Raw genomic sequence first — 13,209 nt, forward strand, 5'->3', positions numbered from 1 at the left:
GCGCGCGAAGGAAGTTTATTCCTGGAGGTTATGAACTTTCAGCGATTTGGCGGAACTGATTTCAGTTGCTTGTCAACATTTCGGCGAGATCGAGCAAACCGGCGTCCTGACCCGGACCTGCGGCCAGTTGCACCGACACCGGAAGCCCGTCAGGAACCGGCAAAGGAATAGCCAACGCCGGCATGCCAAGCATATTTGCCCAGCGGCGGAAGCGGCCGCCGGCCATTCCCCACGGCACCATTTCCCCATTCACCTCGGTGAGTTCGTCGGAAAGCCGCGGCGCCGATCCAGGCGCCGTAGGGATGGCAAGAGCGTCCAGGCCCGCGATTTTCTCCAGAAACCGGCCTCGCACGCCGTTACGGATTTCGATGGCGCTATCATAGGCGCCGGCATGGATGCGAATGCCGCCCTGCAGGAATAAGTGAACCGCGTCGCCGACCATGTCCGGCTTCTGCTCGATTGCATTGCGGTAGATTCGCGCGAACTCACATTGGAGGATTGTCAGTCCCGCGGCAACGAACGCCTCCCTGTCGTCGAAGGTGATCTCGACCGTGCGCACTTCAGGACGATCGAGCATGGTAGCCAACGCGATATCGACTGACGTGTCGACGTGAGCGCCAAGCAGTTCGGGGCAGATGCCGATCGTGATGCCCTTTGTCGTTTTGCTGCCCCCGCTTGCCGACGGGGCGAGCCGTTTTCCGGCAAGCGCCTCGGTCATCAGGCGAACGTCCCTGACCGAGCGTGCAAGAACGCCGATGCAGTCCAGCGAAGGCGCTATGCTCATGACGCCCTGCACGGCGATCAGATCATTCGTCAGCTTGTAACCGAACAAGCCGGTTGCAGCAGCCGGGGATCGGTTTGACCCGCCGCTGTCCGTGCCAACCGCTGCCAGGCAAAAACCGGCCGCGACCGCTGCGGCCGACCCGCTGCTCGTGCCACCTGTCCCACGGTCCGGATCAAGCGGGTTGGCGACCTTGCCGTGCCAAGGGTTGTCATGGCCGCCGACGCACAGTTCGTGCAGGTTCGTCTTGCCGATGATGATGGCGCCGGCCGCCTGAAGATTGGCAATGCATGTTGCCGTTTCCGTCGCCACGTGATCCCGAAACAACCGGGAGCCAGCGGTTGTCGGCCAATCCTTGACATCGATAACGTCTTTGACCGCGATCGGCACGCCATGCAGCGGGCCGCGCCTGTGACCGGATCTGATTTCGCGCGTGGCCTGAAGCGCGGCGTCCAGGGCATCAGCTTCGGCCACGAATATCATCGCCTTGATGTGTTCATTCAGTTCCTGGATGCGCTCGAGGCAGCCCTCCACGATTTCCACGGGCGACAGGCCGGCAGCGATCTTTTCGCTCATCTCCTCGATGGACCGGCAAGGGCTGCTATTCATGTGACGACCTTAGAGCGAACGGGCCGCGGGCCGACTGCATTGCGGCCGGCCATCCCGGAACCGGCCGACGATGCCACATCAGAAATTTGGTGGACAGTCGCGAGCTTATTCCCGTGGACGCGGGACTATCGCTGAAAACTCATAGTCGCGATCAATGACGGCGTCGTGAACCGTTCAATTCAGCCCTGTCCTCGCACGCGCGGATCAACGAGCGGCGATCGTTTGCCGGTCGCCGGACTGCGTCACTCGAAGGGGCTATCGCTGTCATAACTATTGGTGATGAACCGCACGGCAGGGGGCATTAGATCGAGATCATTTGAACTGTTAGCGTTTTCAAACACCGCCCTGAAAGAAGGTCGACTGAGCCGAATGGCCAAGTTCGCATCGCCGACATCCGAACCAGTCCACGATGCTCGATGCTGCCGGCTGGCCACGGGCCGACGTCGAAAGATCGGCAGATGCCCGGCTACCAGCATCATCATTGCGGAAGATACAAATCCACATAAAAAAAGGGGAACAATCATGAAAAAGCTTGCACTCGCCTTGTCACTGATCGTGGCGGTATTTGGCGCCGCCAATTCATCGTCGGCGGCCGACGATGCCATCCGTTTCGGTGTCGCCGCGGAGCCATACCCGCCTTTCTCCGTCAAGGATGCCAGCGGCACCTGGCAGGGCTGGGAAATCGACCTGATGAATGCCGTTTGCAAAGAGATGAAGGCGAAATGCGAGATCGTCGATATCGCCTGGGACGGCATCATTCCCGCGCTGTTGGCCAAGAAGTTCGACGTCATCTGGAGCTCGATGTCGATCACGGACAAGCGCAAGGAGGTGATCGATTTCACCGACAAGTACTACTATTCGCCCAACGTGCTTGTCGGCGCCAAGGCGGATACGCGGCAGTTCGACGTGACCAAGCCGGAGACATTCAAGGGGATTGCGGTCGCGGCACAGAGTGCCAGCCTGCAGGCGACCTACATGCAGGATAAGTTCAACGGCATTGCCGAAGTGAAGATCTATCCAACACTCGATGACGGAATCGCGGACATCCAGGCCGGACGCGTGGATCTCATGGCTGCGGCAGGCATCCAGATCCAGGATTTCTTGAAGAAGCCGGAGGGCCAGGCTTATGAAATCAAGGTGACGCTGCCGCATGAGAAAATGTTTGGATACGGCGACGGCGGCGGCCTGCGCAAGGAAGACACCGCTCTGAGGGACCGCCTCAATGCAGCACTCAAGGCGGTGCGCGCCAGCGGCGAGTACGAGACGATCACCAAGCGCTATTTCGATTTCAACATTTACGGCGATTGATCATCTGGTTCAGGCCCGGGAACGGCCGCCACGGGGCGGCCGTCGCCATCTTCATTGAACTGGGACGCGCTGTATGAACTCGACCGTGTCTTGGGCAACCCTGCTCAGCTTCGGGGACAAGGGCTGGGGCGACGAATTGCTTCTTGGCGCTTGCCTGAGCCTTGGAATTTCGATCAGCGCCTATCTCGTGGGCCTGACCCTCGGCCTCATGGGTGCGGTGGCCAAGATCTCGAAGAACCGCGTGGCGGTCTCCGCAGCCGTTGCCTATACGACAATCATCCGGTCCGTACCGGACATTCTCATCATATTCCTCGTCTACTATACCGCGACGGACGCGTTGCGCTGGGCCGTGAGCCTGGCGGGACTGACTTCCGAATTCCAGGTCAATGGGTTTGTCGCCGCGACCCTGTCGCTTGGGATCGTTCAAGGCGGCTACAGCACGGAGGTCCTGCGCGGCGCGATCGTGGCCATCCCGCGAGGTCAGGTCGAGGCAGCCCATGCACTCGGTCTGACACGGCGCCAGACCTTCTTCCTGGTCACCGTGCCGCAAATGGTCCCCTTGGCCTTGCCGGGGCTTGGCAATTTGTGGCTGGTCGTCTTGAAGGAAAGCTCACTGGTCAGCCTGATCGGTTTTACCGAGCTCGTTCTCGCCGGCAAGATGGCTGCCGGCGCGACGCGCGATTACTTCATGTTCTATTGCGCGATCGCGTTCGTGTTCCTCGCCATGTCCGGCATATCGGCGATGCTTTTCCATGCCCTCGAAACAGCCACCGTCCGTGGCGGGAGGCGGGGCTAGCGTGACTGAGTTTGGAGCCTACCTTGCCAATCAGCTTCTGGCCGGCGTCGAGGTCACCATAATCCTGTTCCTCGGCTGTGCGGTGGTCGGCAATTTGCTTGCCATCCCGGTTGCACTGGCCCGGCTATCCAACAGCAAATGGCTGCAATATCCAGCGGTTGCGTTTATCCTCGCGTTCCGGGGGACCCCGCTCCTGGTCCAGCTTTACCTCTGCTACTTCGGTATCGGCCAAATTCTCTCGGGGATCCCCTCGATCCGCTACAGCCCGCTCTGGCCCATTTTGCGAGGCGCGGACTTCTATGCGTTTTTTACCCTTTCCCTGAACACCGCGGCCTACTGTGGCGAGATTTGGAGAGGGGCGATACAGGCCATTCCAGAAGGGCAGCGTGAGGCCGGCCAATCGCTTGGCCTGTCGAAAACACGGATCATGATTTCCGTCCTTCTCCCGCAGGCTTTCAGGTTGGCTTTGCCTGCGATCGGCGGCCAGAATATCCTGCTTTTGAAGGGGACCGCACTGGCGTCGACGATCACGGTGTTCGAACTCATGGGTGCGGCGAACCTCGTTCGCGCGCAGACATTTCGGGTCTACGAGCCTCTGTTCGCCGCCGCGCTAGGATATTTCCTGCTGGCGGCATTGATCACTATCGGCTTTGGTTTCTTCGAGAGACGGCTTGCTCGACGACATTGAGCGGAACGGATCGGCATATCGAGCCGCTGCGTGGAAGGCGACGTGACCTTCAGGCCACGCCGAATGCGCCATAGGATCGCGCCGCTTCGATGACCTCGCCAAATCCCGTTTTGCAAGCAGCGGCTATTTCGTCGCGGAACTGATCCCACGCTGTCGGGGCCGTTCGCGCGCTTGACCGCGTCGGACAAAAAACTTCTCGGCCCCTACATGAACCCCAGGGTATTTCTTGAGGGCCTCCTGGTCAGTGGCGCCAAGCGGGCACGAGGTGTTCTCGCGTGCCCAAAATAACCCGAAGTTCTCCAGGGATTTTGCGCCTGTAGCGCCATCCGGCCTTGCCGCGTTTCTGAATGTGGTTCACGCCGATCGTCATAGCCCAGTGTACCCCGCAGTGTACCTCTGGGAGGCGGAAACCCTTGCAGTGCTTGGGTTTAAAGACATTTCTGGATTAAGTGGCTCCCCGGGCCGGATTCGAACCAGCGACCAACCGGTTAACAGCCGGTTGCTCTACCACTGAGCTACCGGGGAACAGAGGCTCTCATGCGAGTGGCGCAGCCTATAGCAAACCCTTTTCGGCTTTGCAAAGAACCATTTCGCATTTTTCCGAGACTTTTTCGCTCAGGCGTTTCTCGCAATCGGCGGCGTTCGTCCTCATATTAGCCGTTTTGCGAGGGCGCGGAACCGAATGCGCGGTCGCGGCTTTCGTCAAGTGACATCCTCAAACCACCAGACGGACCGGCCATTCGAGATGACGGCAGCAGAAGAAAACCAGGCACCGGCGCGAAAGATATCGGTCTTCGGGCGCAAGTTCACCATGCCGCGTTCGCGCGGCCTCAGGATTGCAATCGGCGTGCTTTTGACGATTGGCGGCATTCTGGGGTTCTTGCCGATTCTCGGTTTCTGGATGGTGCCGCTCGGACTTTTGGTGCTCTCCTACGAATTCGCCATGGTGCGCCGCCATCGGCGCCGGTTCGTCGTCTGGTGGGAACGGCGGCGCCGGCCGGATTGATCGGCCACGCCGGGGACCTTGCCCGGCTTCGTCGCGGCGGCCTTTGGGGCCCGAATCAAATCGCAGCGCTATCCTGCGTTCCAGTGCTCGCCTCCTCCGGGGCGTCCTGCTGGCCTGCTCTCAGATCCTCGCTGATTTCCTTCAGGACGGCGGAAGCCGAGGCAAGGCGCGCGCGGTCGCGCGGTGAAAGCCGGCCGGTGCCTTCTATCTTGAGGCAATCCATGGCGTAGCGCACCAGCTCCTCGCACCCCAGCAGCGGCGAGCTGTCCGCGTTGTTGGTCGACTCGTCCGGTTTGGCCAGCTGCATGGCGCAGTCCTCCTCGGCCTCAACGCAGCCCGGTGCGCGGAGTTTCTCCCAATCATCCGCCATGCTTAACGGCTTGCTAACGCAGCTCGAACCGCCCTGTCTCGCATTTAGGGCGGGGTGCGGGGACTGGCGCAGGCGAAACCGTCGCGAATGCATTGTCGCCGCTTGACGGCTTTTTCGCCGCAACCTATTGGAACCGGGTGGAACGCCGGGAGTAACGAGGCCTCGTGGCGGAGTGGTTACGCAGAGGACTGCAAATCCTTGCACCCCGGTTCGATTCCGGGCGAGGCCTCCATTCTCAAGCGCGCTGTGCGCTTGATGAATGATTTTGTTCGATAATTTCGGTCGGTGTGGCAGCCGGAACCGAACCCTCACCGCCAAGGTGTGGCAATAAGTTCCCGAAATCCCCCCAGTCGATGCGCTGCACGGCCTGCCTGGCGAGGCGGGATTGATTCTTTCGGGCGGTGTAAATCTTCGAGGTTTTTCCGTCGGACCAAGCGAACAGACCGTCCAGCATCGAATCGGTCGCCTCGTTATCGGCGATATTTGTGGCCAGCCCCTTGCGCACCGAGTGCGCGGTGCAATGCGGTAGCCCAGCCTGGCTGAACCATTCCGACACGCGCTGCGACAGGCCCTTGATCGAGTAGGGCTCGCCGTATTCGGTCATCAGGTAGTAGAGGCCGGCGACTTTGTGCAGCGACAGGATGTGCCCCAGAATCGGGTGTATGGGCACTTCCAGCGTCTTCGGATTGCGGTTGCGGCCCTTGAAAACCCGGAACATGAACAAGTCGCCGCGGCGGTGCCGGGGGCCGATCGCCTGAAGGTCCGACACACGGAAGCCGACATACATCAGCAGGGCCAGCCCAAGCACCGCCTTGGAAGCGACGCCGTGATGCTCGAAATATTGCCGGATCTCGGGGCCGGTGATGGTGTGGTGGCCTTCCGTCTTCATGCGGAAGGAACGCACAAACTTGGCGGTGTTCACCTTCATGATGTGCTCGGGCTTGCAGTCGCGGCCGGGCCGTGTCGTGTCGAACACCTGGCGCAGTATCTTCAACCGCTCGTCGGCGGCGAATGGCGTTTCGGCCTTGCGGTCGCGCAGCTTGGTGATGTTGTCGATGGTCAGCAGCTTGATGGGCATGTCGGCGAAGATGTCGGTGCCATCCTTCTTCACCGGCTCGAGCCACATGGCGTCGATGATCTGGCGACGCTTGCCTTGCGTGGTCTTGTCGAGCTTCAGGAAAGCATCGGAGCGCATGTAGAGCATGCAGAGCCAGCGGAAGGTATTCGGCAGCGGTTGGCCGGGCAGGGCCTTCCGGGCCGGCGCCGGCGCTGCGCCATTCTCGACCTGGTTGCGGGCCAACCAATAGGCGGTCGAGAAGGCTTCACTGTCGGGATCCTTGGGCAAGCGACAAATGCGCACACCCTCGAAGCGGAAGTAGTAGCGCATGCTGCCATGGCGCGACTTGTTCTTCTCGATATAAGGCAGATCGATGGTGGCCAAATCCGACATCAGTCAGCATCCCACCGTCCCGGTTCGCCGACTTCCCCTTCCTCGTCGCCGTCAGTAGGCCATTCGGCGAGGGCCGCGTCAATCTCGGCCACGCGCCACAGTTTCCGGCGCCGCCAGACGCGGGGGCGCGGCAATAGGCCTTCCTCGACCATCTGCAGCACGCTGTTCGGGCTGACGTCGAGCGCGATCGCCACCTTGGCCAGCGACATGGCCATCCGGGGCACCGTGGCCGTTATTGGTGACGTGTCGTGCTTCACGGCTTTGCCTTGCGGATGGCGTTGCCGCTGGTGACCATCACGAAGCCGTCGGCGAACTCGACCCGGATGGAGTTGAAACGGGCCACAGCGGCCCGCCCGAAGCCCGCCAGGGCGAATGAGGCGGTTCCGGCGCGGCTGCGTGCCGTGACAGCGCAGCGCTCGCCCTTGCGGCCGTGGCGGGCCCAGCGGAAGATGTAGGGCAGGGAGGTCAAGCCGGCCTCCAATTCCAGAAGCTCTGCGATGCCGGCAGCAATTCCATGAATTCGGGCAAGGTCAGGTGCAGATAGCGCGCCGCCCTTGTTGGACCGCTCGGTCAAAGCAGTTCTCCCTGCTTAGGGTCGGCCGGCATCGCACCAGCTCCGTAGCCTTTGGCGCGCAGTCGCGCGATCTGGTCGAGCTTGGCCTGATCGCCCTTCAGGCGCGCGGTGTGCTCGACCGGGCCGTATTTATCCGTCTCGATCGCGCCGGCCGCCACGGCCAGAGCGCGCTTCGACTGGGCGATGTCGAAATGCTCCCATGATGCATCCATGCCGGCGACGCCAAGCCCGGGCGGGCGCTGGAACCACTTGCGCTGGATGCCGATCCTGTCGGCCATAGCGAATAGCTCGGCGCGCGTATCGGCCCACATATGGCACATCAGCAGCCGGCCGAACGGGTGCTTGGCGTTGTCGACATAGACGCTCATAGGGCGGGCACCTCGCGAGGCCCTGGCATGGCGTTGTGCTCGACGCCGTCGAGTAGCCGGCCGGCGGCTTTCTTGCCGACGCGCAAAAAATAGGCGTCCTTATCAAATGGATTGCCGACCAGGGTGGCGCCGCATGCTTGGCCGTGTTCAGCGGGAGTCAGCGGGCGATGCTCTCCCCATTGCTTAAAGAAGAACGCCGTGCTGGTGGTCTTGCATTGGTCGCGGATGGATCGGGCCCAGGCGGGATGCATCGGGCGGGCGTCTGGACCGCTCTCGCCGCCGACGATGATCCAGTCGAGGCGACCGGAACGACCGCCGTGCGGGCGCAATACTCCATGTGTGCCGTTCAACGCGTCTATCTCGACGGGCGGATCACCGGGCTGGAGATAGCGGAAATCGATCGGCCCGAGCAGCGGCTCGGCGGAGACGAAGCGGATCGCGGCCGGCGTGGCCAGCAGCTCGGGGATGCGCTCGTCGGCTTCCTGCTGGCGCTCGGCGGAGACGCCAAGCCAGACGTTGGGGAGGGGCCACGCGCGGGCAGCGGCATGTTCTGGATTCCACAGCGAATAGAGTTTGCCGGAAAGTGCGGGGAAGTCGCGGCCGATCGAAAATGCCTGCTTCCAGATACGAACGGCAACATCCGTGGCATCGAGATACTCCCGCATGCGCCTGGCGCGCTTGGTCAGCACCTGGAAGGTGTGCTGCGGGGCCAGCGCCATGACGGCGAAGACCCGGTCTATCCATTCGTCGGGCACGTCCTCGTGGAAGAGGTCGCCCATGGAGTTGACGAAGATGCGGCGCGGCGCGCGCCAGGCAAGCGGTTGCAGCAGGATGTGGTCGGGCGCCATGGCCAGCTTGCCGGTCCAGACGGTGTTTCCGTTCACCTTCTTCGTGGTGCCGGCGTAGTGCTTCGCGCCGCCCATGGCCTCGATCCGGCCGGCCATCTTCATGGCGTAGCAGTGCGTGCACCCGGGCGAGAGGATGGAACAGCCGACGACGGGATTCCACGTCGCGTCGGTCCATTCGATGGCGGATTTGTCAGCCATGGTTCACGTCCTTCGCGATCTTGATCTTGAGGACGGCGCCGATGTGGCCGGCTTTCACCGCCTTGGTGGCGGCTTCCTTCGGCGTCTCGGCATCGACGAGGAGGCGCTTGCCGTCGGCATAGTGGATGCGGAACGCGGTCATGAGCGCAGCCCCAGGACGATCAGCCCGACGCCGATGGCGAGGGTGACGGTGATGAAGAGGCCGAACAGCAGGCGCACCATTCTGATGTCGCTGCGGTCGGTGCAGTCGTCGCCGCAGCGGCATTCGGGGAAGTTGGGGCACCGGATGACCGGTTTGCCACGCCTGATGGCGATGAGGTCGCCTTTCATCAGTGCACCCCCACGGCGAGGCAAGCAACCGTCATGCCGAAGGTGAAGGCGGCGGCCAAGGCGAGGCGAAGGTCGATAGCGGCAAGCGCGTTGCAGGCGCGCTCCACCATCCCGGCAAGTTGCCGGTTGTCGTTGTCGCCGGCCGGTTTCACGCCCTCGGGCGCGAAGCTGACCACGTTGGCAGTCTCGATCGCGGCGAGGATCTGCGACGGTCTCTGGCCGGCCATGAGCTGGCGCGAAATCCAGGCTTCGGTCTCGGGAGACATGGCGGCTGCGGCGATCAGCCGATCGGCGAGCGTGCTCATGGCCATCAGCCCTGGTGGCGGACGGCGCGCGACTTTGCGAGGTCGGCGGCCTCGGGGCCGTGTTCCTCGATCTCGGCGCGGGTGAAATTGGAATGTTCGGCCAGGCTGTCTGGTGTGACCGCCGTGCCGTTCATGCCCATTTCCAGCATCTTGTCGGCCATGCGCTCGACTATGCCCTTGGACATGGCTGCGGGAGAGATGGCCGGCGCCGGGCGGGGCTGTGTGGTGATCATGGGATTGCCTCCATCGCGGGATTGCGATCGGAAGCGGATAATATGCGCAAACGGATATTAATCAATAAAGAAAATGCGCAAACGGATAGAAAATTGTCGCTAGGGCGGATAACTTCGAACGCCAGGCCGCTCTCATTCGCAAGCGGAAGCCTCCCAGGCTCGATGTTCCGGTTCGGTAACTATATCGCAACAGCGCTGTTAACTTCCGTTACCAGACGCAATCCGCGCTTGCATTCTTTACCTGCCGTTCTACCGTCGAGTCGGGCTTGATAACCCGGCTTGAGATAGGCGCAGCACAGGCGCCGAACCGCGCGCCTGCTTGGCGGCATCGCGCACCCTGGCTTTGGCCGGGAGCGGCGGTGCTGTCCAAGCCTCGGCTAAAAGCCGTCGGCCTGTTCTCAACAGGTTATCAACTCCCGGCTCGCGCCACAGTAGCGCGCAGCCGAGAAAAGCATTGAAATTCAGCCTCGCGCTACTTTAAGCGCATCCACAACAGCATTGGTCTACAGCGACTGCGACCATGCGGGCCGCAGAGTGATTATTGACAGGGCTAGGCATTTGTTCCTAGTCTGTTCTGGCAGGGCTTGGGAGTTAGAATTGGCGATCCAGCATCAGGTGAAGCAGCGCAACAAGACGCGCAACGAGACGACACTGGCGGAATTGCGAGATATGGCGGGATGCGAACTAACCCTCGATCCGCCGGCGAAGGTTCGGAAATATGCCGACGCTATCGCCGCCGAGATGGCGCGGATTCATGGGGGCGGCTGGCGAGTGCAGGTTGATCACCTGGCGGGGCTGGTGATGGTTGTACGCCATTGACCTGCTGGAATCCCTGAATCGCCGAAAGCAGGACAGTGATGTTTTCAGGCTTCAGGCCATCGATCCGCTCAAGCATCACACGGACTTCATCGATATCACGGACCAATGACGGCTCGGTCGTGGGCTCAGCCACATCGACGTGCACGGCGTAGGTTTCATTAATCGCATCCCGGCGCGGCCCTTCCGGTTCGGATCCGGACAGCCAGCGGTTGACGGTTGATTGAGAGACGCGGAAGTGCTCGGCCAGCTTCTGTTGCTTCCAGCCGGTAGCCTTCATAATAGCTCGTATTTTGTCCTCGATGGTCATCGCGCGGACGCTGCCACGGTCGGCGGATAAATAAAAATCCGCTTGCGCATAAAATTGCGCTTGTAAAGTATCCGTTTGCGCATAATATGCGCCGCTATGAGCGCTATTCGTCATATTCGCCTCGACATTTTTGGGGTCACGCAAGCGGATTTTGCCGTCTTGGCGGGCGTAACCCAGGCAACCGTCTCGCGATGGGAGGCCGGTGTTGCTCCCTCGCTTGACGATATGCGCGCCATCCGCGGAGCAGCCATCGAGCGCGGCATCCAATGGAAAGATGCTTGGTTCTTTGAAATCCCGACAGCGGCGGAGGACGCCGCATGAAGCCGCGCCTCGCCAATCCCGTTCTTGCCGATCGTGGCGCGCGCCTTGCCGGCGTCGGTTTTGCCGAGCGCCTGGTGCCGCGCCAGGTCGGCGCCATCGATTGTGAATTCCCGAATGCACAGAGGCCCTCGACCAACGATGAGCCATCCCTGGAGGCGGGTCCGCAGGCCCAAGCCTCCCTTGCCGGCACAGGTAGCAGGACGCTTGCGGATCGTGAGGGCCGTATCGAAGGGGAGGCAGCTTCGGCTGACCTCCCCGCTATTTCCTCTCCCTCCAAGGAGACGTGGCCTGCCGCCGAGGTGTCGGACCTTCGCGCCTCGGCGGCTTTTTCCCACTTCACCGAATCCTGTCCGCTCGCCGCCTCCGGCGGGCAGGAGCATGCGCCGGCGGTCGATGCCCCTTCCGCCGGCGCGCCCTTCAACGCGATCGTGCTGCCCGACCATGTGATGGTGCTGGTGCGCGCCATCGCCGCCTATGAGCGCTGCGGCAACGAACGCGCGGTGGCGCTGGCGCTGACCGAATACGCCACGTTGATCGGGGCAGGGGCGCTGGCCCGTGCGGTTGCCGATCTCGGCGACGAGCTGGCCGACCTGCCGCGTCACGCGCGGGCAGCGGCAAACCGATTCAGGAGCGGCGGACCATGAGGACATCGAACTGCGGGCCTCCTTGAGGACCCGCTAATACTGAACCTTTCCAGACCGTCCCACCACGGGAAACGCCGGCGGTAATTCCCGCCGCGTGAATGCTTTTGCCTGAGGAGGCGCAATTGAGCGAATTCACGAAGAAGTGGCAGCAGCGGCTGCTGGCTGCGCAAGAGGACCTCATCGACGCAAGCGGCGGCGTTGCACGCGTGATGGAAGTCACCGGCTATTCGCGCGGCCAAGTCGGCCGCTGGCATGGCGGCATGGATCGCGCCTTCATGCCGATCCCGGTGGTTTTGGCGCTCGAAGAAAACAGGCGGCCCTTCATCACGCAGGTGATGGCGGAGTTCAACGGCCGCGCGCTGACCGATGCCGCCGATCGCGGCGAGCGCATCGCAAATCTCTCCGAGCAGGTGGCCGACCTGGTCGAGCAGGCCGGCCACCTCGTGGTGCAGACGGTGAAAGCGCGTGCCGACGGCGTCGTGACACCGACCGAAGCGACGCTGCTGCGCGGCATCTCCACCAAGATTGCCAGCCTCAACGCCGACATCGACGACGCGCTGGCCGGCGTCGTCGCCGGCGGCGGGCTGAAGGTGGTGGGGCAGTGATGCGCAGCGTCCTCGACATGATCGCCGGGCGCGACGCGCCACAAGCCGGCGGCAAGCCCGGCCTCGGCAGGATCCTCGCCGATCTCGACAGCCATCAATGCCGGTTCCCGCTGCGCGGCGACGGCGCAGCGACGCGCTTCTGCGCGGCTGATGTGAGCGAGGCCGACTGGCTGCCGGGCATTGCCGGGCGTTGCTACTGCGCTTTCCACCGTAGCTTGAGCGTAGGACGCGGCACGCCGGCAGAGCGTGCCGCGCCGCGTGTGCTGGAAAGGCTGGCCGGATGACCCTGCCGCTGACGCGCCGCGAGGTCATCCGGGCCAAGATCGCCGCCAATATCGAGGTGGTCGACACCGGCTATGAAACGCCTTGCCATTTGTGGGTCGGTCCCGATTCCGGCAATGGGCGCGGCGGCGACTATCCGCGCATGAAACTCGACGGCCAGACCGTCGCCGTGCATCGCGTCAGCTTCACGAATGAGCACGGCTACATCCCCGGCAAGAAACAGCTCGACCACAAGTGCCGCACGCGCCGCTGCGTGCGCGACGACCATCTGGAGATGGTCACCCACAAGCAGAACCAGAAACGGCGCGACGAAGCGCGCGGCCTGACGCCCAAGCGCAAGCGGCGCCGGAAGGCGGTGGCTAAGTGA

20 protein-coding genes and 2 tRNA genes are annotated in these 13,209 nt (G+C 62.5%); 9 read left to right on the plus strand and 13 right to left on the minus strand.

The genetic code is table 11. The annotated features are described in order from the left end of the window. Positions 1-61 precede the first annotated feature (61 nt). A complete protein-coding gene (locus FJ959_RS18010; protein ID WP_181172011.1) occupies positions 62-1,357 on the minus strand; it encodes an amidase in 1,296 nt (431 codons plus the stop codon). 312 nt (positions 1,358-1,669) lie between these two features. Here FJ959_RS18010 and FJ959_RS18015 point away from each other — a divergent pair, with 312 nt between their 5' ends. The 3 genes from FJ959_RS18015 to FJ959_RS18025 all read left to right on the plus strand — a co-directional run bounded on the left by FJ959_RS18015 (position 1,670) and on the right by FJ959_RS18025 (position 4,182). Continuing rightward, positions 1,670-2,698, plus strand: a complete 1,029-nt coding sequence (locus FJ959_RS18015) for a transporter substrate-binding domain-containing protein (RefSeq protein ID WP_246678945.1) — start codon at positions 1,670-1,672, stop codon at positions 2,696-2,698. A 73-nt stretch (positions 2,699-2,771) separates the two neighbouring features. Then, entirely contained in the window at positions 2,772-3,494 is a 723-nt protein-coding gene (locus FJ959_RS18020) for an ABC transporter permease subunit (RefSeq protein WP_140495743.1), read from the plus strand. A gap of 1 nt (position 3,495) precedes the next feature. Further along, positions 3,496-4,182 carry an ABC transporter permease subunit gene (locus tag FJ959_RS18025; RefSeq protein ID WP_140631171.1) on the plus strand — a complete coding sequence of 229 codons (687 nt, stop codon included), beginning with the start codon at positions 3,496-3,498 and terminating at the stop codon, positions 4,180-4,182. Positions 4,183-4,632: 450 nt separating this feature from the next. Here the strand turns inward: FJ959_RS18025 and FJ959_RS18030 are convergent. Then, positions 4,633-4,707: transfer RNA gene (locus tag FJ959_RS18030), tRNA-Asn, on the minus strand. Between the two features lie 220 nt (positions 4,708-4,927). Between FJ959_RS18030 and FJ959_RS18035 the strand changes: the two genes are divergently transcribed. After that, positions 4,928-5,188: a hypothetical protein gene (locus FJ959_RS18035; protein WP_140495745.1), complete on the plus strand. Its 261-nt coding sequence runs from the start codon at positions 4,928-4,930 to the stop codon at positions 5,186-5,188. 55 nt (positions 5,189-5,243) lie between these two features. Here FJ959_RS18035 and FJ959_RS18040 read toward each other — a convergent pair whose 3' ends face one another. Beyond that, positions 5,244-5,495 (minus strand): hypothetical protein, encoded by a 252-nt coding sequence (locus tag FJ959_RS18040; RefSeq protein WP_140495746.1) that lies wholly within the window; start codon positions 5,493-5,495, stop codon positions 5,244-5,246. A 221-nt stretch (positions 5,496-5,716) separates the two neighbouring features. On the opposite strand from FJ959_RS18040, the gene FJ959_RS18045 reads away from it, so the two are divergent. After that, positions 5,717-5,790: transfer RNA gene (locus tag FJ959_RS18045), tRNA-Cys, on the plus strand. Positions 5,791-5,793: 3 nt separating this feature from the next. Here FJ959_RS18045 and FJ959_RS18050 read toward each other — a convergent pair. The 10 genes from FJ959_RS18050 to FJ959_RS32325 form a co-directional block, all read right to left on the minus strand. Further along, entirely contained in the window at positions 5,794-7,008 is a 1,215-nt protein-coding gene (locus FJ959_RS18050; protein ID WP_140631174.1) for a tyrosine-type recombinase/integrase, read from the minus strand. Then, positions 7,008-7,223, minus strand: coding sequence for a hypothetical protein (locus FJ959_RS18055; protein ID WP_140631176.1), 216 nt, complete (start codon positions 7,221-7,223; stop codon positions 7,008-7,010). Before FJ959_RS18055 ends, FJ959_RS18050 begins: the two co-directional genes overlap by 1 nt. 38 nt (positions 7,224-7,261) lie before the next feature. Continuing rightward, positions 7,262-7,582 carry a hypothetical protein gene (locus FJ959_RS18060; protein ID WP_140631178.1) on the minus strand — a complete coding sequence of 107 codons (321 nt, stop codon included), beginning with the start codon at positions 7,580-7,582 and terminating at the stop codon, positions 7,262-7,264. After that, positions 7,579-7,950: a DUF4031 domain-containing protein gene (locus FJ959_RS18065; protein WP_140631181.1), complete on the minus strand. Its 372-nt coding sequence runs from the start codon at positions 7,948-7,950 to the stop codon at positions 7,579-7,581. The genes FJ959_RS18060 and FJ959_RS18065 overlap by 4 nt, the downstream gene beginning before the upstream one ends. Further along, a complete protein-coding gene (locus FJ959_RS18070) occupies positions 7,947-8,996 on the minus strand; it encodes a phage Gp37/Gp68 family protein (RefSeq protein ID WP_140631183.1) in 1,050 nt (349 codons plus the stop codon). Before FJ959_RS18070 ends, FJ959_RS18065 begins: the two co-directional genes overlap by 4 nt. Continuing rightward, positions 8,989-9,138, minus strand: coding sequence for a hypothetical protein (locus FJ959_RS31815; RefSeq protein WP_181172042.1), 150 nt, complete (start codon positions 9,136-9,138; stop codon positions 8,989-8,991). Before FJ959_RS31815 ends, FJ959_RS18070 begins: the two co-directional genes overlap by 8 nt. Next, positions 9,135-9,326 (minus strand): hypothetical protein, encoded by a 192-nt coding sequence (locus FJ959_RS18075; protein ID WP_140631186.1) that lies wholly within the window; start codon positions 9,324-9,326, stop codon positions 9,135-9,137. Before FJ959_RS18075 ends, FJ959_RS31815 begins: the two co-directional genes overlap by 4 nt. Further along, positions 9,326-9,631 (minus strand): hypothetical protein, encoded by a 306-nt coding sequence (locus tag FJ959_RS18080; RefSeq protein ID WP_140631189.1) that lies wholly within the window; start codon positions 9,629-9,631, stop codon positions 9,326-9,328. The genes FJ959_RS18075 and FJ959_RS18080 overlap by 1 nt, the downstream gene beginning before the upstream one ends. A gap of 5 nt (positions 9,632-9,636) precedes the next feature. After that, positions 9,637-9,864, minus strand: a complete 228-nt coding sequence (locus FJ959_RS18085; protein ID WP_140631192.1) for a hypothetical protein — start codon at positions 9,862-9,864, stop codon at positions 9,637-9,639. Positions 9,865-10,591: 727 nt separating this feature from the next. Beyond that, positions 10,592-11,257 carry a helix-turn-helix transcriptional regulator gene (locus FJ959_RS32325; protein ID WP_246678947.1) on the minus strand — a complete coding sequence of 222 codons (666 nt, stop codon included), beginning with the start codon at positions 11,255-11,257 and terminating at the stop codon, positions 10,592-10,594. Positions 11,258-11,307: 50 nt separating this feature from the next. On the opposite strand from FJ959_RS32325, the gene FJ959_RS32330 reads away from it, so the two are divergent. From FJ959_RS32330 to FJ959_RS18115, 4 genes are all read left to right on the plus strand, one after another. Beyond that, positions 11,308-11,955 (plus strand): hypothetical protein, encoded by a 648-nt coding sequence (locus tag FJ959_RS32330; RefSeq protein ID WP_246678948.1) that lies wholly within the window; start codon positions 11,308-11,310, stop codon positions 11,953-11,955. 122 nt (positions 11,956-12,077) lie between these two features. Then, the gene (locus tag FJ959_RS18105) at positions 12,078-12,560 is read left to right on the plus strand and encodes a hypothetical protein (protein WP_140631197.1); all 483 of its coding nucleotides are present in this window, start codon (positions 12,078-12,080) and stop codon (positions 12,558-12,560) included. Continuing rightward, on the plus strand, positions 12,557-12,844 hold the full coding sequence (locus FJ959_RS18110; RefSeq protein ID WP_140631199.1) for a hypothetical protein: 288 nt from the start codon (positions 12,557-12,559) through the stop codon (positions 12,842-12,844). The genes FJ959_RS18105 and FJ959_RS18110 overlap by 4 nt, the downstream gene beginning before the upstream one ends. Further along, on the plus strand, positions 12,841-13,209 hold the full coding sequence (locus FJ959_RS18115; protein WP_140631202.1) for an HNH endonuclease signature motif containing protein: 369 nt from the start codon (positions 12,841-12,843) through the stop codon (positions 13,207-13,209). The genes FJ959_RS18110 and FJ959_RS18115 overlap by 4 nt, the downstream gene beginning before the upstream one ends.

Origin of the sequence: Mesorhizobium sp. B2-2-4 (assembly GCF_006442375.1) — a bacterium.
Classification (GTDB): domain Bacteria; phylum Pseudomonadota; class Alphaproteobacteria; order Rhizobiales; family Rhizobiaceae; genus Mesorhizobium.